Source organism: Sorangium sp. So ce281, from assembly GCF_051527395.1.
Lineage (GTDB): Bacteria > Myxococcota_A > Polyangia > Polyangiales > Polyangiaceae > Sorangium > Sorangium cellulosum_B.
Genome location: NZ_CP150322.1, coordinates 6,577,644 through 6,596,766, shown reverse-complemented (window position 1 = coordinate 6,596,766; position 19,123 = coordinate 6,577,644). Strand labels below are relative to the sequence as shown.

The window sequence follows — 19,123 nt, the reverse complement described above, 5'->3', positions numbered from 1 at the left end:
ATAGCTCATGGTGCATCTCCAGGTGCACACCGAGGCAGACGTCGTGCCAGGAACTCGGTCGTTCCCGGCCGCCCGGGAACAACGGCGCGCCGCGCGTGTCGACGGGGGCATGCCGAGACCCTCCCTGGCCACCGCGCGGCGGCGGCACCGGACACCGGACGAGCGCTCCGGCCCGGCGCATCGTAGTAGGCTCGAGGTCGTGAGCGCGGCGCCGCCGGAACCCGTCCTGCCAGACGCCCCGCCCGGACAGCGCTCCGCGCCCGATCTCCTCTCGCACCGGCCGGCGCTCCGGGTCGACGCGCGGGCGGTCAAGGAGTCGCTGGCGTTCGCGTTCGCGGGCGGCGCGCCAGCGGGGGCGTTCGATCGGCACGTCGAGTCGGCGTCGCTGCCCGCGTCGACGTGGGATCCAGCCCGCTTCGCGCAGCACGTCTTCCTGCGCGAGCTCATCGTGGGCTGCCTCCATTTCACGAGCGAAGGCCGCGCCTACATCCCGAGCCCGGCGCTGCTGGGCCGCGCCCTCTCCCAGCCGCCGAGCGATCGCGACACCGTCGAGCTCCGGCGCGCGATCTTCCGGGAGCTCACCGGGTCGGAGGCGCAGCGCCGCGATCTCGAGCGCGCCTACGCGGCGCTGCGCCGCTGGGTGGCCCAGATCGAGACGATCCCCATCTCTCGCGGCGAAGGCAGCCGGCGCCGGCTCGACATCCTCGCCGCCGCCAAGGGCGCGTTCGACGCGCTCGCCGGTGGGTTCGCGGGCGCGCGCTCGGGCCTGTCGCGGCTCTCGGCGTTCGGCGCGGCCGTGCGCGAGAGCGAGGCGTACCGCCGCCTCGCGGATCTGCTCGCGTACGACGAGGAGATCGCGACGCTGGATGTCCGGATCCGCGTCGGCTCCGACGGCCATGTCCGCGATCTGCGCGCCCTGTCGATCCGCGAGAACAGCGAGAACCGCTTCTACCAGTCGCCGCTCGGGCGCCTGGTCACGAAGCTCGTGATGCTGTGGAGGGGGTACCGGTTCAGCGACGACGAGCTGCTCGCCCGCCACGTCAACAGCGTGTTCGACGGCATCGAGGACGATCTCGTCGCGCTCGTCCAGCTGCTCGGAGATCTCGAGTTCTACCTCGCCGGCCTCGCGCTGCGCGACCGCGCCCGCGCGGCCGGGCTCTCCGTCTGTCTGCCCGAGCTCGTCTCGCCGGGCTCCTCCGACGGCGCGCACGGCGCGCGCGGCGGGAGCCCTGGGCGCGAGCTCAAGGGGCTGTTCAACCCGCTGCTCTTGGCGAGCTCGGTGAGCGCGGTCCCGTGCGACATCGCGACCGATCACCACGACACGACCGTCATCGTGACCGGGCCGAACTCGGGGGGGAAGACCCGGCTGCTCGAGGCGCTCTCGCTGGCCCAGATGATGGGGCAGGCGGGCTTCTTCGTGCCGGCCGCGGAGGCGCGCCTCTCGCCGTGCCACGGGCTCTTCGTGTCGCTGATCGAGCAGGCGCAGGCCGATCAGAGCGAGGGCCGCCTCGGGATGGAGCTGCTCCGCATCAGGTCGCTGTTCGAGGCGATGCAGGTCGGCGACATGGTGGTGCTCGACGAGCTCTGCTCGGGCACGAACCCGTCGGAGGGCGAGGAGATCTTCCAGCTCGTGATCTCGCTCCTCTCGGAGCTCCGCCCTCAGGCCTTCATCACGACGCACTTCCTCGAGCTCGCGGCGCGGCTCGAGCGGGAGCGGCCGGTCGATCGGCTCGTGTTCCTGCAGGTCGAGCTCGACGCGCAGCAGTGGCCGACATACCAGTTCGTCGATGGGGTCGCCCGGACGTCGCTCGCGCACCGGACGGCGGCGCGGCTCGGGGTCACGCGCGAGGAGCTCGTCGCGCTCGTCGAGCGCAGCAAGCGCGCGCACCGCCGCCGCGGGGCCGAGCCCGCCTGAGCGCGGCCACGCTCGCCGTGGCGGGGGAAATCTGGTTGTATGCGCCGCCATGGAGTATCGATCTCTTGGCAGGACGGGTTTCCGCGTCTCCTCGGTGAGCTTCGGGGCCTGGGCGATCGGGGGCACCTGGGGCGACGTCGACGACAAGGAGTCGCTCGCGGCGTTGCACCGGGCCGCCGATCGAGGCGTGAATTTCTTCGACACCGCGGACGTGTACGGGGACGGCCGGAGCGAGCGGCTGCTCGCGCGGCTCAGGCGCGAGCGGCGCGAGGAGATCGTCGTCGCGACGAAGGCGGGCCGGCGGCTGAGCCCGCACACGGCGGCCAGCTACGACGAGGGGAACCTCACGGCCTTCATCGAGCGCAGCCTGAAGAACCTCGAGACGGACGCGCTCGACCTCGTCCAGCTGCACTGCCCGCCGACGGACGTCTATTATCGGCCCGAGGTGTTCGACGCCCTCGATAGGCTCGTGAAGGCGGGCAAGATCCGGTTTTACGGCGTCAGCGTCGAGCGGGTGGAAGAGGCGCTCAAGGCCATCGAGTACCCCGGCGTGCAGTCGGTGCAGATCATCTACAACGTCCTCCGGCAGCGCCCGGCCGAGCTCTTCTTCCCCGAGGCGAAGCGCCGGCAGGTCGGGGTCCTGGCGCGACTGCCGCTCTCCTCGGGGCTGCTCACCGGAAAGATGAGCGCGGCGACCCGGTTCGCGGCCGACGATCACCGCAATTTCAACCGCGAGGGCGCCGCGTTCGACAAGGGCGAGACGTTCTCGGGCGTCGACTACGACCTGGGCCTCGAGGTCGTCGAGGAGCTCCGCCCGCTCGTGCCCGCCGGCGTGAGCATGGGCGCGTGGACGATGCGCTGGATCCTGATGCAGGACGCGGTGACGTGCGTGATCCCCGGCGCGAAGCGGCCCGAGCAGGTGGACGAGAACGCGAGCGCGGCGGACCTGCCGCCCGTGCCGCAGGAGACGATGGCGAAGCTCCGCGAGATCTACGACCGGCGGCTCCGGCCTCGGGTTCACCAGCTCTGGTAGGGGCCCGGGCGAGGGCTGCGAGGGCTCACAAGATGCGCGGCAACAGCCATCCCGCGAACGAGATGAGGGCCGCCGTGCCGAAGAGCGGCCCTAGCCCCCGGATCTCGAAATCGTCGATGAGCTTGTCGGTGGCGTAGAGCAGCACCGAGTTCACGACGAGGCCGAAGAAGAGATACGCCAGGCCCAGCGTGAGGATGGCGGCCGGCAGGAGCGCCACCGCGACCAGGAACTTCACGAGCCAGCCGAGCAGCAGGTTGAGGACGGTGAACACGGCGGCGACGACGAGCGCCGTCTGGGTCTTTCGGATCCGCACGCCGGGCAGGATCTTCGTTCCGACGAGGACCGCGAGGCCCGCGGCGAGTGCCTGGATGATGAGCGCCTTCATGACCACCTCCCTGGGCCGGCACCGCTCGGGCGGGCCGGCGTTCGCACCTTCCTCGTGACCCAGGCGGGTGCCGGGCGCAACCTCGTCCGGCGCGTCGCGAGCGGAGCCGGCGCGCGGCCTCCGCTCAGCCTCAGCGGCGCCGCCCCGGCTCACTCCTTCGGCTTGTCGCCGCCGAGCAGCTCGCCGATGGCCGGGGCGCCGCCCGGGCCGAGGGCCTGCGTGCTCTCGATGAGGTGGATCAGGAACTGGCGGTTGTCCGTCACCGAGAGGTTCTGGAGCTCGAGCGCGCCGATGCGGTCCTCGGGGGTGAAATAGGCCTCCTCGACCTTCTCCATCGAGAGCTTGTGCGGCGCATAGGCCATGTAGTCGGCGCGCGTGCTCAGGATGTTGTAATCGTCGCCGCGGCGCAGCTCGAGCGTCACCTCGCCGGTCACGCCGGGGGCGATCCAGCGCGAGAGCGCGTCCTTCAGCATCATGGCCTCGGGGTCGTACCACTTGCCCTCGTAGAGCAGACGCCCGAGGCGCCTGCCCTGGGTGAAGTACACGTCGAGGGTGTTCTCGTTGTGAATGGCGGACAGGAGCCGCTCGTAGACGGCGTGGAGCAGGGCCATGCCCGGCGCCTCGTAGATGCCGCGGCTCTTCGCGTCGATCACCCGGTTCTCGATCTGGTCGCTCATGCCGAGCCCGTGGCGCCCGCCGATCCGGTTGCACTCGACGAACAGCTCGAACAGGGAGCCGAAGCGCTTGCCGTCGATCGTCGCCGGGACGCCGCGCTCGAACCCGAGCGTCACCGTCTCGGCCTCGATGGCGACCTCCGGCCGGAAGGAGGCGACGCCCATGATGGGCTGGACGATCTTGATCCCGGTGTTCAGGTGCTCGAGGTCCTTCGCCTCGTGCGTCGCGCCGAGCACGTTGGCGTCGGTGCTGTACGCCTTCTCCGTCCCCATGCGGTAGGGCAGCCCGTGGCGCTCGAGGTACTCGCTCATCTCCTTGCGCCCGCCGAGCTCTTCCACGAACCTCGGATCGAGCCAGGGCTTGTAGATCTTGAGCGAGGGGTCGACGAAGATGCCATAGCGGTAGAACCGCTGGATGTCGTTGCCCTTGTGCGTGCTGCCGTCGCCGAAGACGTGGACGTCGTCGTCGCGCATCGCGCGGACGATCGCGGTCGTGGTCACCGCGCGGCCGAGCGGCGTGGTGTTGAAGTACTTCTTGCCGCCCGTCGAGAGGTGGAAGGCGCCGCACTGGATGGCGAGGATGCCCTCGCGGACGAGCGCCTCGCGACAGTCCACCAGCTTGGCGGAGACCGCGCCGTGCTGCAGGGCGATCGGCGGGATGTCGCCGGGGGAGTCCTCGTCCGGCTGCGCCAGATCGGCGGTGTACGCGTGCACCTTGAGCCCGTTGCGCGAGAGCCACGCCACCGCGCAGCGCGTGTCGAGGCCGCCCGAGAACGCGATGCCGAGGTGGGTGCCCGCCGGGGGGAGTGAACGGAAGATCCTGCTCATGGCGGCGCAGCATAATCGCAACACCCGCGAGCGCGCGAGCAGAGATCGCGGGGCGGCGGAGGCGCGTGACGGTGCGTGTGCGCGCGCGCGAGCGCGACGTCAGAGGCTCCGCCCGCCCCGCTCCGCCGGGACGGCGCGGCCGCGCGCTGGCTCGCACGAAACGGCGCAGACCGGGCCTCATCGGACTAGGATGGAGGACACCGTGTCACGCGAGCTCTGCTCGCACATGAGGTGCAAGTCCATGCCGAAGCTGTCGTACGCCGAGATCGCCCGGATCGAGGAGCGCCGGCTGGCGGTCGGCGTCGCCGCCGTGGTCGCCTGCGCGGAGCCCATCGCGGGCGGGTGGATGGCCTTTGATGGAGAGGGCTCCTGGGGAAACTTCGCCGTCGGGCTCGGGCTCGATGGGCCTGTCTCCGGCGAGGAGCTCGATCACCTCGTGGCGTTCTACGCGGCGCGCGGCGTGGAGCCGCAGATACAGGTCTGCCCCTTCGCGCACGGATCGCTGGTGCGCGGCCTCGCCGATCGAGGGTTCGTGCTGCGCGAGTTCGAGAACGTGCTGGCGCGCGAGCTCGCGCCGGACGAGGACCTCCGCGCGCTGGCGTCGTATGGCGGCCCCGGGGAGCTGGAGATCGCGCGCATCGATCCGGGCGACGAGGCGCAGGTCCGGGTGTTCATCGAGATCGCGACGAGCGGCTTCCGGCCCGCGGACGCGCCGATCTCGCCGGTGCTCTTCGAGATCACGCGCCGCGTGGTCGCGCACCCCGGATGCGACTCGTACCTGGCGCTCGTGAACGGCGAGCCCGCCGGCGGCGGCAGCGTGGAGATCTCCGGCGAGGGCGCCGCGCTCTTCGGCGCCTCGGTGCTCCCCCGGTTCCGCGAGCGCGGCATCCAGCAGGCGCTCATCGCCCGCCGCCTGGAGCGGGTGCGCGAGCAGGGTCGCCTGCTGGCGTGCATCAGCGCGAGCCCCGGCATCCCCACGGAGCGCAACGCGATGCGGCTCGGCTTCTTCATGGCGTACAGCAAGGGGATCTTCACGCGGCGGGAGCGCCCAGAGGCGCCTGCCTGAGCCGCTCCCGGGCGCCCCGGGCCTCGTCGAGGGCGGCGCACATTTCAGGTGTGCAGCACTGTTCGTGCAGAACCGAAATGAACGCCCAGGACATCCATGCGAAATGCCCAACCCTGACGGAAGTACGCCGTGGCACGCCTCATGCTGATATTCCGGTTCAGCGTCGCTGGTGTGGCCTTTCCCCCCCAAGGCCCCGGCGGCGCTTTTTCATTTCGCCGCCAGCGCCCTGCTTTACCGCTCGGCCGTCACCGCCCGCCGCCTCGCTGCAGCTCGGTCACCGCGTTCCTCACGAGCCGGAGCCCCACGTTGTCGTCCTGCGACAGGATCGACTCCGGATGGAACTGAACGGCCGCGAGCGGCAGCTCCGTGTGCTCGATCGCCATCACGACCCCATCCTCGGTCTCGGCCGTGACCTTCAGCGACGCAGGGAGCGCGTCGCGCAACGCGTAGAGCGAGTGGTAGCGCCCCGCGCGGAACTCGCGCGGCAGCCCCTCGAAGAGGCGCCCGCCGAGCACGCGCACCTGCGAGGCCTTGCCGTGCATCGGGTAGTCGAGGACGCCGAGCTTGCCGCCGAAGTGCTCGACCATCCCCTGCAGGCCGAGGCAGACGCCGAAGACGGGCAGCCGGCGCTGGAGCAGCGCCGCGAGCGTGCCCGAGAGATCGAAATCGCTCGGCGTGCCAGGGCCGGGCGAGAGCACCACGAGGTCGGGAGCGTAGGCGTCGAGCTCCTCGTGAGGGAAGCCGGCGCGGAGCGTCATCACCTCGGCGCCCGTCTGCCGGAGGTAGTTGGCCAGCGTGTGCACGAAGGAGTCCTGGTGATCCACGAGGAGGACCTTGCGCGTGCCGCCAGGCACCGGGTGGATGGCCGCCGGAGGCGGCGTGGCGATGCCGCGAGGCCTCCGGATCGCGTCGAGGAGCGCCGACGCCTTCACCTGGGTCTCGCGCTCCTCCTCGTCGGGATCGGAGTCGAAGAGCAGCGTCGCGCCGACCCGGACCTGGGCCACGCCGTCCTTGACCCGGATCGTGCGCAGCGTGAGCCCCGTGTTCATGCTGCCGTCGAAGCCGACGATGCCGACCGCCGCCCCGTACCACGCGCGCGGCGAGCGCTCGTGATCCTCGATGAACTGCATGGCCCAGGCTTTCGGCGCCCCCGTGACCGTGACCGCCCACGTGTGCGCCAGGAACGCGTCGAGCGCGTCGAAGCCGTCGCGCAGGCGGCCCTCGATGTGATCGACCGTGTGGATCAGCCGCGAGTACATCTCGATCTGCCGGCGCCCGATCACCCGGACGCTCCCCGGCACGCAGATGCGGGACTTGTCGTTGCGATCGACGTCGGTGCACATCGTGAGCTCCGACTCGTCCTTCGCGGACGCGAGCAGGCGCGCGATCTGCGCGGCGTCGGCGATCGGGTCGCTGCCGCGCGGGATCGTGCCCGAGATGGGGCAGGTCTCGACGCGATTGCCCTCGACGCGGACGTACATCTCGGGCGAGGCGCCGATCAGGTACTCGGCGTTGCCGAGGTTCATCAGGAAGCCGTAGGGCGCCGGGTTGCGCTCGCGCAGGCGGTAAAACAGCTCGGTGGGCGCGACCGGGCACGGCTCGTAGAGCGTCTGCCCCGGCACGACCTCGAAGAGATCGCCCCGCTTGAAGGACTCGCGCGCCAGCCGGACGAGCTCGGCGTACTCGCCGGGCGCGTACTCGTTCTGGGGCGCGCGGTCGGCGCCGACGTAGGCGTGCGTCGCGCCCTCGCGCGGCAGCCCTTCGGTCGAGCGATCGCCGAACTTCAGCTCGTAGCGCGTGCGCGTCGCGCGCTCGCGGCGGTGGTCGACGGCGATGATCTCGTCGGGGAGGTAGAGGACGAGATCCCGCTGATCCGCCGGGCGCTCCAGGCGGAGGCGGATGGGCTCGAACTGGAAGGCGAGATCGTACGCGAACGCGCCGTAGAGCCCGAAGAGCGGGTCGCCGGGCACCCCGAAGAGCTCGATGAGCCGGCGCAGCACCGAGAAGATGGACGGCTGCCGGCTGCGCAGCTCCTCCGGCACCCGCTCGCCCGGCGGCCGGACCGCGCCGGCGACCTCGTCGGCGCGCCGCTCGAGGGCCGCGACCGCGTCGAGATCACGGAGGGCCTCGTCGATGGCCGGCAGCAGCACGCGCCCGCGCTCGTTCAGCGCCGTGAACCGGAAGTCGCGGCCCCGGGAGACGAGCACGAGCGGCGGATCGACGAAGCCGATGTCCCAGCGCGTGTACCGGCCCGGGACCTCGTAGCTGGACGCCAGGACCACGCCGAGGTGGCTGTCGAGCGCCTCGACGATGGGCTGGATGGCGCCGTCGACGGCGAGGTCCTCGACCGTCCGCCGCACCGCGACGCCCCTCCGTGTAATGTTGCTCTCTCGTTTCACGACCGCGTCTCCTTGTGTACGATGAGTATACGCGGTGCGGCATGAACGCCGTACCGGCATCTTCGCCGCGTGCGTCGTTCCGTCGGGCGCGTCATCCGCGCTGCGCGCTCGTGGCGCGCGCGTCCCGCGCGGGCGCACGGCCCCCGTCCGCGGCGCGCTCCGCGAGGTAGATGGCGCGGAGCAGGGGGAAGCTCTTGACGAGGACCTCCTCGTACTCGGCCTCCGCGCTCGACTCCGCGACCACCGCGCCGCCGCTGCCGAAGCTGAGCCCCCGGCCGTCGGCGACGAGGGTCCGTATGGCGATGTTCATGTCCATGGGGCCCTCGTACGCGAGGTACCCGATCGAGCCCGTGTACACGCCCCGCGTGCGCCGCTCCAGCGCGTCGATGATCGAGATCGTCCGGTGCTTCGGCGCGCCGGTGATGGACCCGCCGGGGAAGCACGCGTCGAGCGCGTCGAGCGCGCCCTTCCCCTCGCGCAGCGCGCCCGTGACCACCGAGGAGAGCTGGAGCAGGGTCGCGTGCTCCGTGATCCGCTGGAGCGCCTCGACGTCGATCGAGCCCATGGCGCAGACGCGGCTGAGGTCGTTGCGGACGAGGTCGGTGATCATGAGGAGCTCGGAGCGGTCCTTGTCGCTGGTCGCGAGATCGCGGCGCAGGGCCAGGGTCTCTTCCTCGGTGGCGCCCTTCGGCCGCGTCCCCTTGATGGGCTCGCTGCGCACCCGCCGCCCCCGGTCGACCGCCAGGAACCGCTCCGGCGAGGACGAGAGCACAGCGCCCTCCGGCAGCCTGAGGAACGCCGAGAACTGCGCGGGGTTCGTGCGGCGCAGGACGCGGTAGAGGGCGAACGGATCCAGCGAGGTCGGCACGTGGAACTCGTTCGTGAGGCACACCTCGTACGTCTCGCCCTCGCGGATCTCGCGGAGGATGGCCCCGATGGCGTCGAGGTGCTCCCGGCGCGAGAGGCGCGGCGCGTGCGCGATCCGGTCGGCGAAGCCCTCCGGGACGGGCGGCAGGAGCGGCTCCGAGAGCGCCGGGAGGCCGTGGAGGCGCGCCGCGATCTCGTCCAGCCACGGTCCGGACGGGGGCGACGCAGGCTCGTCGGCGTCGATCGCGTCGATCGCGTCGATCGCGCACGCGTAGACCGTGCGCTCGACGTGGTCGAAGGCCAGGAGCCGCCGCGCGATCATCATCGCGCTGTCCGGGAGCGCGCGGCGCGGGTGGGCGGACGCGCCGAAGCCGAGGTGCTCCTTGAGCTCGTAGCCGAGGTAGCCCACGAGGCCACCGGTGAAGTGGAAGGGCAGGTCGCTCGGATCGACCGACACCGACGCGAGCTCCCGCCGGAGCGCGGCGAACGGGCTCCCCTCGGACGTGGTCGAGGTGGGGACGCCCCCGGGGCCGCCGGCGCTCCACCGCGTCACGGCGGCCCCGCGGCTCTCGATGGCCTCGGTCGCGCTCCCCATGAACGAGAAGCGCCCGTCACGGCCGGTCGCGCTCGAGTCGAGCCAGAACGCGTAAGGGGCCGCGGCGAAGAGCCCGGCGAAGGCCCGCTCGGGATCGACCCACGGGAGCCGGAGGTGACGCACGCGCCCGCGTCGCCGCGCGCCCGCCGGCGCGCAACCGCCCAGCGCGCCCGCGGAGAGGCCCGGCGCGCGTGGGCTCCGGCGGAGCGCCGCGCCCCTCCTGTCGCGCGGCGTGCTCATGGCGATATTTCTGAAGTTGCTGATGATCCTCTTGCCGTGCTCGGTGCCGATCGACTCGGGGTGAAACTGCACGCCGTAGAACGGCCGGTCCTTGATCTTGAGGGCCATGATGAGCCCGTCGCCGCGCGTGCGCGCGGTCACCTGGATCTCCGCCGGCAGCTCGCCGTCGCCGACGATGAGCGAGTGGTAGCGCACCACCCGGAACGGGCTGGGCACGCCCTCGAAGAGCCCGGCGCCGTCGTGCTCGATCTCCACGATCTTGCCGTGCATGACCCGCGGGGCGTGCTGGACGCGCCCGCCGAAGCGCGCGGCGAGCCCCTGGTGGCCAAGGCAGACGCCGAGGATCGGCGTCCCGGCGAGGGCCTCGATCACCTCGGCGCAGACGCCGAAATCGGCCCGTCGCTCCGGGCGGCCGGGGCCGGGCGAGATGACGATGCTGTCGAGCTCCAGGCCCTCGATCTCGGCGAGCGAGAGGCTGTCGTTCTTGACGATGATCGGCTCCTCGCCGCTCACCTCCCAGAGGTACTGCCCGAGGATGTGGGTGTACGAGTCGTAGTTGTCGATGAGGAGTGTCTTCACGGCGAAGCTCGCCTCGGGGCCCGCATCGAGGCCGTCGATGCAGGCGAGCCGGCGCGGATCCCGGCTCGGGTGAGGCGCCCCGGCGGCGGGCGCGGCATCAGGGGCGGATGATGGCCGCGAGCATGGCCTGGAGCTTGAGCTGCGTCTCGACCAGCTCGGCCTCCGGGCTCGAGCCCGCGACGACCCCGACGCCCGCGACCATCCGCGCGCGCGCGCCGTCGACCGTGGCGCTGCGGATGCCGATGAACCAGTCGCCGTCGCCGCGGGCGTCGACCCAGCCCACGAGCCCCGCGTAGAGCCCGCGCCGGATGCCCTCGTGCGCGCCCAGCCAGGCCTCCGCCGCCTGGCGCGGCGTGCCGCACACGGCGGGCGTCGGGTGAAGCCGCGCGGCGAGCGTGAGGGCGTCCGGCGCCGCCTCCGCGAGCTGGCCGTGGATCGGGGTGCCGAGGTGCATCACGTTGCGCAGGCTCAGGATCGACGGCTCGCTGGGGACCTCGAGCGACGCGCACTCGGGCGCGAGCGCGGCGGCCACGGCGTCGACCACGAAGCGGTGCTCGCGCTGGTCCTTGGTCGAGCGCCGCAGGACCTCGGCGAACCGGCGGTCGGCGTCGACGTCGGCGGAGACCGCGTAGGTGCCGGCGAGGGGGTGCGAGGAGACGGCGCGCCCGCGGCGCGAGAGCAGGAGCTCGGGGCTCGCGCCGAGGAAGCCGTCGACGTGGAAGATCGCGCACGAGGGGTAGAGCGCGGTCAGGCGGTGCAGGACCTCCTCGACGACGATGGGGCGGTTCGCCTCGACGTCGACCGCGCGGGCCAGCACGACCTTGGAGAGGGCCCCCTGCTGGATGTCGGCCACCGCGCGCGCGACGCGCCCGCACCACTCCTCGTGCGGGAGCGCCGAGCGGAGCGTGAAGCTGTCGGGCGAGCGCCGGTGGCCCTCGGCCCGCTCCAGGTGCGGCGCCGGGGCGGCGCCCTCGCCGATGGTCGTGACCCACGCGGTCCCGTCGGGGGCCGCGCCGACGATCTGGGCCGGCACGACGAGCGCGGCCGGCTCCGTCCGGTCGAACGGCAGGGCGCCGAGCGCCACCGGGCCGCAGCCCGGGCGTCCCACGGCGTCGGCGGCCTCGATCGACGCGAGCGCCTCCTTCACCCACGCCACGCCGCCCTCGATGCCGTGCGGCAGCTCCAGGCGGGCGGCGACCCCGTGCGCGACCAGCTGGGTGCCGGGGTGCAGCCAGACGCGCGCGCCGTCTCCCATGAGCGACGAAATGCCGCCGGGCAGCTTCGCGAGCGTGTCGGCGTCGAGCCGGAAGGTGCGGGCGACGAGCCGCGCCGCCTGGCGGGGGGCGTCGGCCGAGGAGGAGAACGTCAGGGGAGTCATGCACCGCCGTGCGCAGGCCGGTTCGGGCTCGTCCTGCTCGGCAGGACCAGCCTGGAGCCAGCAGGCCACGAGCCCGCGGCACCGTGCCGGATCGCGAGCGCCGGCCACGCAGCGTGGGCTCTACCGCCTCCGGAAAGGCTCCGCAAGCGCAAAGCAGCCCACGTTCAGGGCGCGCGCGACGCGCGTCTACCGCTGAATCTCCGCTGAAATTGCGCTTCCAGGCGAGGTGGTGGCGTCGGCGCGCGGGCGCGCACGCATTGCGCGCGTTGTCTCCGCGCGACGCAAGCGCATCGCGCTTCGTCTCCCCTCATCTCGACGCCAGCGCGCGTCGTGTTGCGTCTCGCCGCCAGCGCTGGTGTCGCGTCTCGCCGCCAGCGCGCATCGCGCTTCGCGCCACGCGCCTTCGCCATGGGCTGTGTGCGGCGCGCCGCGCGCCGCCTGCTGCGCTGCGCTGCGCTGCCAGCGATCAGAGCCGTGCCGAGCGGCGCGCGCTCCGTCCCGTCTGTGATCGACGGCTCTTTCCTGGGCTTTTTATCCCCGGAGAGGCGGCACGATCGCTTGCCCCCGAGCGCGCATCTGGTCGATGCTGCCGCGGGCACTCGCCCTTCGGGGCGCGGGCGTGAGCGGCGCATCTCGATAGCTCTGCCGGCCACCGGGAATGCGAAAATCCTCTAGAACAGAGCTCAGAAAGGATCCTGCGATGGACCCCACTCGGCAGCATGATCTCCGCGCATGGCGAACCGCAGCGCTGCTCCTCTTCGTCGTCGGGCTGTGCGCCTGCCGCGGAGACAAGAGCCCGCCAGCCCGCGAGAACCCCCCTGGAGCCGCCGCCACGACGGCGGCCGCGGTGTCGGAGGCGCCGGGCGAGAAGGCGATCAAGGCGCAGCCCCCCGCCGTGCCGAACGCCGCCGAGGCGAAGCGATACGCCGGCAGCAAGCTCAAGTATTACAGCGAGCCGGTGGGCGTGGGCGCCGAGCTCGACAGGGTGATGATCCAGCAGTTCAAGAAGGACACCGGCATCGAGGTGACGATCATCCCCCGTCCCAAGGACGCGACCGAGACCTACTCCGTCTACCAGCGCCTCTTCCAGGCGCAGTCCGGGGACATCGACGTCATGATGCTGGACGTCATCTGGCCCGGCGCCTTCGCGCAGAACCTCGTCGATCTGAGCGAGAAGCTCGGCGAGGCGGCGAAGCAGCACGTCGAGAGCATCGTCCAGAACAACACGGTCGACGGCAAGCTCGTGGCGATGCCGTGGTTCACCGACTTCGGGCTGCTCTACTACCGCACCGATCTTCTGGAGAAGTACGGGTATCAGAAGCCGCCGGAGACGTGGGACGAGCTGGAGCAGATGGCGAAGAAGATCCAGGACGGCGAGCGGGCGGCGAGCCCGAACTTCCTCGGCTTCGTCTGGCAGGGCAAGGCCTACGAGGGGCTGACCTGCAACGCGCTGGAGTGGATCGCCTCCCACGGCGGCGGCGCGATCATCGAGGAGGGCAAGATCACCGTGAACAACCCGCATGCCCAGAAGGCGCTCGCGCGCGCCAGGGGCTGGGTGGGCTCGATCTCCTCCGCCGGCGTGACGAGCTACGAGGAAGAGGACGCGCGCAACGCGTTCCAGGGCGGCAACGCCGCCTTCATGCGCAACTGGCCTTATGCCTACGCGGCGGGCAACGCCGAGCGGTCGCCGATCAAGGGCAAGTTCGCGGCGGGCCCGCTGCCGCACGAGCCCGGACAGAAGAGCGCGGGCACCATCGGCGGATGGCAGCTCGCGGTGTCGAAGTTCTCGCCGAACAAGGACGCGGCGATCGAGCTCGTCCGCTACATGACGAGCCCCGAGGCGCAGCGGTTCCGCGCGACCGCGGGCTCCTTCCTCCCGACGATCCGCTCGGTGCAGCAGGACCCGGAGGTGGTGAAGTCGCTGCCCTTCCTGGCGAGCGCGAAGGACATCGCGCTCGTGCCGCGCCCCTCGAACAGCACCGGCGCCCGGTACAACGAGGCGTCGATCGCCTTCTTCCAGGGGGTGAGCCAGGTCCTGCAGGGCAAGGAGCCGAAGGCGGTGCTCGGGCAGGTGGAGCAGCGGCTCACGCGCGCGCTTCGCTGACGCCGCACACCGCACGCCGCACGCCGCCCTCGCGCGCCTCTCCCTACCGGTGGCGCGGCGCGCGGCGCGCGGCGCGGCCCACGAGATCTCCCGGCCACACCACCTCGCGAGAACGGATATCCCATGAGCATGCCGGCGAACCCAGCGGCCACGAGCGCGGGGGCCCCTTCCGACCACCCGTCGCTCGACGCGCGGCGACAGCGGCGCGCCTGGCTGTTCCTCCTGCCGACGCTCGCGGTCGTCGCGTTCATCGCCCTCTACCCCCTCGCCGAGACGTTCTACCTGAGCTTCACGAACGCGCGCCTCGGCACCGGGGAGCCGGCCAGGATCATCGGGGCGCAGAACTACGTCGATCTCGTGCAGGACAGCTACTTCCACGACGCGGTCCTGCTCACGGTGCTCTTCACCGTCGTCACCGTGCTCGGCGAGCTCGTCCTCGGGCTCGGCGTCGCGCTCGTCGTCGACTCCCGGTTCAAGGGGCGCTCGGCGGTGCGCGCGGCCATGCTCATCCCCTGGGCCATACCGACCGTCATCTCGGCCCAGATGTGGAAGTGGATGTACAACGACGTCTACGGCGTCTTCAACGACCTGCTCGTCAACCAGCTCGGCGTCCTGGACCGCAACGTCGCCTTCCTCGCCGATCCTGCGGTGTCGTTCTGGGCCGTGGCGCTCATCGACGTCTGGAAGACGACGCCGTTCATGGCGCTCCTCCTCCTCGCCGGGCTGCAGCTCATCCCGCACGATCTCTACGAGGCCGCGCGGGTCGACGGCGCGACGGCGCTCCAGCAGTTCACCCGGATCACGCTGCCGCTCCTCAGGCCCGCGATGCTGGTCGCGCTCATCTTCCGCACGCTCGACGCGCTCCGGGTGTTCGACGTCTTCTTCGTCATGTTCGGCAACCGGCCGGACATGCAGACCATGGCGACGTACGCCCAGCAGACCCTCGTCAGCGTCTCGGACATCGGCTACGGCTCGGCGATCTCGGTCGCGCTCTTCCTCATCATCGCGGTCTTCATCACGATCTATCTCGCGGTGTTCCGCGCCGAGGAGGTGTGAGATGAGCGGCGCTTCGCGCGGCGCATGGCGGCGCCGTTCGCTGGGACAGGGCGCCTTGCGGGTCCTGCTCTACCTGCTCGTCGCCGCGGTGCTCGTGTTCACCGTCTTCCCGTTCGTCTGGGCGTTCGTCTCCTCCATCAAGCCCGACGACGAGCTCTTCACGACCCCGGTCCGCTACTGGCCCGGCCGCGCGACGCTCGACAACTACCGCCTCGTGCTGGCGAACGGCGAGTTCCAGACGGCGCTCCTGAACAGCGTGATCGTCGCCGTCTCGGTCACCGCGGTGTCGCTCGCCGTGGGCTCGTTGGCCGCCTACGCGCTGGGGAGGTTCCGCTTCCGAGGGCGCAGCCTCGTGCTCTACGTGGTCCTGGGGATGACCATCTTTCCGCAGATCGCCGTCCTCGGCGCCCTGTTCCAGATGATCAACTTCTTCAAGCTGTACAACCAGCTCCCCGCGCTGATCCTGACATACCTCATCTTCACGCTCCCCTTCACGGTGTGGGTGCTCACCGGCTTCATGAAGGCGATCCCGCGCGAGATCGAGGAGGCGGCCTACGTCGACGGCGCGACGCACTGGCAGGTGTTCACCCGGGTCATGCTGCCGCTCTCGGTCCCCGGGATGGCGACGACGGGCATCCTCGCCTTCATCGCCGCCTGGAACGAGTTCCTGTTCGCGCTCTCCTTCACCCAGACGCCGGACAAGCGCACCGTGACCTACGCGATCCAGGCGTTCTCGACGACGAGCAGCGGGCTCTACGAGATCCCCTGGGGGCAGACCATGGCGGCCTCCATCGTCGTGACCGTGCCGCTCGTGGTGCTGACGCTGGTCTTCCAGCGGCGGATCCTCGCGGGGCTCACGGCGGGCGCGGTGAAGGGCTGAAGGCGCGCCGGGCGGCGCGGGCAGCGGCTCACGCGCGCCCCCACGGGAAGCGCAGCCAGCGAGGCCCGCAGGCTGCGCCGAGGTCGCGCAGCCCCGAGAGCAGCACGCCTGCGGCCATGAGCGGCAGGATCACGCGGAGCGAGAGCGGCGCGTCCCAGCGGGAAAAGCCGGTGGGGCCGCGCGCCCAGCGCCAGATCTCGGGGACGAGGTGGGCGAGCGCGCCGCCGTAAATGATGCCCATCACGGCGTGCATCACCCGCTCTCCCGGGTAGACGCCGCCGAGCGGCCTCCGGACCGTGTCCTCGACGACGAAATCGCGGAGCGTGATCGCGATCTCCGCGAGGAGCAGCGCCGCGAGGGCCCACGCGGCGAGCCCCTCCCAGCGCACGAACGGCAAGGAGGCGAAGAGCACCGCGTACAGGAGATCGCGCGCGCCGTGGAGGACGAGCTCGGGCGCCGTGCCCGGCACGCCGCCGGGCAGGCGCGCCCGCCACTCGTGGTAATAGAGCGTGTCGAAGGCGCCGAGCGCGCCCTGCACGGCGAGGAGCACGAGCGCCGTGATCACGCGCGGGGCTCCGGCGCACGGGGCTCCGGCGCTGGCAACGCGGTCGGTTCCGGCGTGGACCCGCCGGCGCGCGCAGGGGGCGCCTCGCCGCCCGCCTCGTTCGCCACGCGCCCCTCGTACGCGACGAGCAGCCCGGCGACCGGCGCGAAGATCCGCACGTCGACGTGGACCTCGTCCTGGAGCGGGCCGGCCCGCCCCTCGATCCGCGGGGCGAGCCACCGGGGCAGCGGCAGGCCGAGGCGGCGGAGCCCGAGCGTCGACCGCACCTGCTCGAACACGAGCGCTCCGCCCTCGGCGCGGAGCCGGAACCAGCACTGGACGAGGCCGAGCCCCTCCACCAGGAGATCACCCGCGCGCCACTGCGAGGAGAAGAGCGGGCGAACCCCGAAGGTGCGGAGCCACCGCTCGCCGTCGCCCGCCGGCTCGACGGCGAGCGTCACGGCCACGTCCTCGGCCGCCTCCGGCATGCGCAGCAGGCCGGCGACCAGGCGCGCCGCGAGCCCCCGGCCGCGCCGCACGCGGAAGCGACCGCGAGCGCGCACGCCGCCCGCGTGGAGGCGCTGCACCGGCGGCGCGAGCGCGGCCCACGCGGCGCCGAGGAGGGCAGGGTAGAGAGCAGGCGCTGGAACACCCCGCGCCGCGCTCGAGCGGGACGCGGGATCTCCCCTGGGTCGAGCGTCCTGCGCCCCGGCGGCGTCGGGCATCAGGCGTCCTCTGGGAGCATCTCGCGCGGCACCGCAGGGCTCCTCGGGGCGACGGCCGCGTCGGCGAGATCGCGGATCTTGAGGATGATCGTGTCGTCTGCGTCGCTCCGCGTCTCCTCGCAGTACGACCGGATCTGCCAGAGCAGCTTGCGGGTGCGCCGCAGCTCGAAGACGAGCCATCGGGTCTCCGGCTTCGCCTCCTGGGGGTGGCGCTCCAGCTCGACCTCGATCTCGCGGATGCGCTCCTCGATCTGCTCTCCGGTCGGGAGGATGCGGCCGTTTCCGTGACAGTCCTTGCACAGATAGGGGCCAGAGTCCGTGTTGATCTCGCCTTCGCCATAACAGCTCGCGCACGTCACCAGCTCGTAGGAGTTCATGGGGCGCACTCTATCCGATCCTGTGCCGTGCTCGCGACCGGCGTCGCCGTCGTTGCGTCGGTCGCGCGTCGCGCCACGGGCGCGGCGGCGTCGTGCTCTCCGGCGTGGCAGGCGGCGACGCCTCCGCCATGGAACGCGCGCCGTCGCGACCGGCGCCTCCCGCAGGCGCCGGGGGCCTGGCCGTCTGGCTGTCTCGCCCTCGCGGCGATTTCGCCCAAGGCCACAGGTCTCTGCGCGTCCTAATTCCGCTTGCGCCGTTCCTTGCGGTAATGGGAGGCATCCTGTGACCTGCCCTCATCCCTCGCGTCGGGGCGCGCTGTGCGTCCTGGCCGTGTGCGCCTTTTCCCTCGGTTGGCCGAGCGTCGTCGTGGCCGCCCCGCTCCCGCGGCTCGCGGTCCAGCGGGCGCCCGCTGCCGCCGACTGCCCGGACGCGCCGTCGCTCGCCATCGCGGTCGAACGCGTGATGGAGAGGCGGGCTCTCGACCCCGTGGGCACCGCCGGCGCTCCCGCGGGCGCCGGCGACACGCCGGCGAACGCGGGCGGCGCCCCTCCCGGCGACACGCCGGCGAACGCGGGCGGCGCCCCTCCTCCCGGCGACACGCCGGCGAACGCGGATGGGGCAGCCGAGCTCGAGGTCCGCTTTCTCCGCGATGGCGCCACCTACACCGCCGTCCTTCAGGCAGGTGGTCGCACCCGGCAGCTCTCGTCCGAGGTAGGGGCGTCCTGCGGCGAGCTCGTCGAGGCGGTGGCGCTGACCATCGCCATCCTGCTCGACAGCGATCCGCCCGCGCCGGCTCCTGTCGCGCCTGCGCCCGCGCCAGCCCCGGCCCCTGTCGCGCCCGCGGCGGCTCCTGCTCCTGTCGTGCCCGCGCCGCCGCGTCCTCCGCCACGGGCGGCGCGCGGGGACGTCTCGATGGAGCTCGGCGCCGCGCAGACCGTGGGCATGCTGGATCCCTTCCGGGCGGCCGCGATGGCCGATGTCTCCCTGCGGCGCCGCGCGTGGTCCGCAGGCGTCGGTGGGGTATGGCTGCCCCCCCAGGACACCGAGCTCGCGCCGGGCGTCGTCTCCCTCGGGCTCGCCGCCGCCACGGCGCGCGGCTGCGCGACGATCGCCGGCGCTCTCGACGGCCTCCGGCTCTCGGCCTGCGCGGCGGCGATGCTGGGCGCCGTTTACGGCTCAGGCAAGGGGTTCGCCCCGGACCGCGAGGCCTCCGCGCCCTGGTTCGCCCTCGGCGGCTCGGCCGTCGCGGAAGGGACCCTCCTCGGCTCCAGCGCGCTGGGCTGGTCCGCGCGCGCGACGCTCCTCGCGCCGGTCGCGCGGGCGCGCTTCACGGTCGAGCGCCGCGCGGGCGGCGAGGCCGGCGCGCCCCTGACGCAGGAGGTGGCGCTCGACCCCTCCCCGGTCGGGCTGCTCGTCGGCCTGAGCGCCCGCGTGTCGATTTTTTGATGGCGAACCACGGGACCCGCCACGGAGGTGA

At 72.2% G+C, this 19,123-nt stretch carries 15 protein-coding genes; 7 read left to right on the top strand and 8 right to left on the bottom strand.

Annotated features, from left to right (window positions below; all coding sequences use genetic code 11):
• The first annotated feature begins 199 nt into the window (after window positions 1–199).
• Together WMF27_RS25065 and WMF27_RS25060 are read left to right on the top strand one after the other, a co-directional pair.
• A complete protein-coding gene (locus WMF27_RS25065) occupies window positions 200–1,915 on the top strand; it encodes a MutS-related protein (protein WP_437766363.1) in 1,716 nt (571 codons plus the stop codon).
• 49 nt (window positions 1,916–1,964) lie between these two features.
• On the top strand, window positions 1,965–2,948 hold the full coding sequence (locus tag WMF27_RS25060) for an aldo/keto reductase (protein WP_437766364.1): 984 nt from the start codon (window positions 1,965–1,967) through the stop codon (window positions 2,946–2,948).
• A gap of 25 nt (window positions 2,949–2,973) precedes the next feature.
• On the opposite strand, the gene WMF27_RS25055 is transcribed toward WMF27_RS25060, so the two are convergent.
• Both WMF27_RS25055 and argG read right to left on the bottom strand, forming a co-directional pair.
• Window positions 2,974–3,333 (bottom strand): phage holin family protein, encoded by a 360-nt coding sequence (locus tag WMF27_RS25055; RefSeq protein WP_437766365.1) that lies wholly within the window; start codon window positions 3,331–3,333, stop codon window positions 2,974–2,976.
• Between the two features lie 149 nt (window positions 3,334–3,482).
• On the bottom strand, window positions 3,483–4,835 hold the full coding sequence (gene argG / locus WMF27_RS25050) for an argininosuccinate synthase (RefSeq protein ID WP_437766366.1): 1,353 nt from the start codon (window positions 4,833–4,835) through the stop codon (window positions 3,483–3,485).
• A gap of 202 nt (window positions 4,836–5,037) precedes the next feature.
• Here argG and WMF27_RS25045 point away from each other — a divergent pair, with 202 nt between their 5' ends.
• Window positions 5,038–5,901, top strand: a complete 864-nt coding sequence (locus WMF27_RS25045) for a GNAT family N-acetyltransferase (RefSeq protein WP_437766367.1) — start codon at window positions 5,038–5,040, stop codon at window positions 5,899–5,901.
• 245 nt (window positions 5,902–6,146) lie between these two features.
• On the opposite strand, the gene WMF27_RS25040 is transcribed toward WMF27_RS25045, so the two are convergent.
• The 3 genes from WMF27_RS25040 to WMF27_RS25030 form a co-directional block, all read right to left on the bottom strand.
• Window positions 6,147–8,300, bottom strand: a complete 2,154-nt coding sequence (locus tag WMF27_RS25040) for an anthranilate synthase component I (RefSeq protein ID WP_437766368.1) — start codon at window positions 8,298–8,300, stop codon at window positions 6,147–6,149.
• Window positions 8,301–8,391: 91 nt separating this feature from the next.
• Window positions 8,392–10,581 carry a chorismate-binding protein gene (locus tag WMF27_RS25035; RefSeq protein WP_437766369.1) on the bottom strand — a complete coding sequence of 730 codons (2,190 nt, stop codon included), beginning with the start codon at window positions 10,579–10,581 and terminating at the stop codon, window positions 8,392–8,394.
• Window positions 10,582–10,678: 97 nt separating this feature from the next.
• A complete protein-coding gene (locus WMF27_RS25030; protein WP_437766370.1) occupies window positions 10,679–11,959 on the bottom strand; it encodes an isochorismate synthase in 1,281 nt (426 codons plus the stop codon).
• A gap of 700 nt (window positions 11,960–12,659) precedes the next feature.
• On the opposite strand from WMF27_RS25030, the gene WMF27_RS25025 reads away from it, so the two are divergent.
• The 3 genes from WMF27_RS25025 (at window position 12,660) to WMF27_RS25015 (ending at window position 15,999) form a co-directional block, all read left to right on the top strand.
• The gene (locus WMF27_RS25025) at window positions 12,660–14,063 is read left to right on the top strand and encodes an ABC transporter substrate-binding protein (RefSeq protein WP_437766371.1); all 1,404 of its coding nucleotides are present in this window, start codon (window positions 12,660–12,662) and stop codon (window positions 14,061–14,063) included.
• A gap of 123 nt (window positions 14,064–14,186) precedes the next feature.
• A complete protein-coding gene (locus WMF27_RS25020) occupies window positions 14,187–15,119 on the top strand; it encodes a carbohydrate ABC transporter permease (protein ID WP_437766372.1) in 933 nt (310 codons plus the stop codon).
• 1 nt (window position 15,120) lies between these two features.
• Complete coding sequence (locus WMF27_RS25015; protein WP_437766373.1) at window positions 15,121–15,999, top strand: carbohydrate ABC transporter permease; 879 nt, start codon at window positions 15,121–15,123, stop codon at window positions 15,997–15,999.
• Window positions 16,000–16,027: 28 nt separating this feature from the next.
• On the opposite strand, the gene WMF27_RS25010 is transcribed toward WMF27_RS25015, so the two are convergent.
• Genes WMF27_RS25010 through WMF27_RS25000 form a run of 3 tightly spaced genes read right to left on the bottom strand, consistent with a single transcriptional unit; the run spans window position 16,028 to window position 17,645 of the window.
• Complete coding sequence (locus tag WMF27_RS25010; RefSeq protein ID WP_437292931.1) at window positions 16,028–16,564, bottom strand: hypothetical protein; 537 nt, start codon at window positions 16,562–16,564, stop codon at window positions 16,028–16,030.
• Entirely contained in the window at window positions 16,561–17,268 is a 708-nt protein-coding gene (locus WMF27_RS25005; protein ID WP_437766374.1) for a DUF4166 domain-containing protein, read from the bottom strand. Before WMF27_RS25005 ends, WMF27_RS25010 begins: the two co-directional genes overlap by 4 nt.
• Entirely contained in the window at window positions 17,268–17,645 is a 378-nt protein-coding gene (locus WMF27_RS25000; RefSeq protein WP_437766375.1) for a hypothetical protein, read from the bottom strand. The genes WMF27_RS25005 and WMF27_RS25000 overlap by 1 nt, the downstream gene beginning before the upstream one ends.
• Window positions 17,646–18,012: 367 nt before the next feature.
• Here WMF27_RS25000 and WMF27_RS24995 point away from each other — a divergent pair, with 367 nt between their 5' ends.
• Window positions 18,013–19,092 (top strand): hypothetical protein, encoded by a 1,080-nt coding sequence (locus WMF27_RS24995; RefSeq protein ID WP_437766376.1) that lies wholly within the window; start codon window positions 18,013–18,015, stop codon window positions 19,090–19,092.
• Window positions 19,093–19,123: the final 31 nt, after the last annotated feature.

What these genes read in the sequence shown, in the direction of transcription:
- WMF27_RS25015 (WP_437766373.1), top strand. Translation starts at nt 15,121, where the DNA reads ATGAGCGGCGCTTCGCGCGGCGCATGGCGGCGCCGTTCGCTGGGACAG.
- WMF27_RS25000 (WP_437766375.1), bottom strand. Translation starts at nt 17,645, where the DNA reads ATGAACTCCTACGAGCTGGTGACGTGCGCGAGCTGTTATGGCGAAGGC.
- WMF27_RS25055 (WP_437766365.1), bottom strand. Translation starts at nt 3,333, where the DNA reads ATGAAGGCGCTCATCATCCAGGCACTCGCCGCGGGCCTCGCGGTCCTC.
- WMF27_RS25005 (WP_437766374.1), bottom strand. Translation starts at nt 17,268, where the DNA reads ATGCCCGACGCCGCCGGGGCGCAGGACGCTCGACCCAGGGGAGATCCC.
- WMF27_RS25060 (WP_437766364.1), top strand. Translation starts at nt 1,965, where the DNA reads ATGGAGTATCGATCTCTTGGCAGGACGGGTTTCCGCGTCTCCTCGGTG.
- WMF27_RS25025 (WP_437766371.1), top strand. Translation starts at nt 12,660, where the DNA reads ATGGACCCCACTCGGCAGCATGATCTCCGCGCATGGCGAACCGCAGCG.
- WMF27_RS25030 (WP_437766370.1), bottom strand. Translation starts at nt 11,959, where the DNA reads ATGACTCCCCTGACGTTCTCCTCCTCGGCCGACGCCCCCCGCCAGGCG.
- WMF27_RS25020 (WP_437766372.1), top strand. Translation starts at nt 14,187, where the DNA reads ATGAGCATGCCGGCGAACCCAGCGGCCACGAGCGCGGGGGCCCCTTCC.
- argG (WP_437766366.1), bottom strand. Translation starts at nt 4,835, where the DNA reads ATGAGCAGGATCTTCCGTTCACTCCCCCCGGCGGGCACCCACCTCGGC.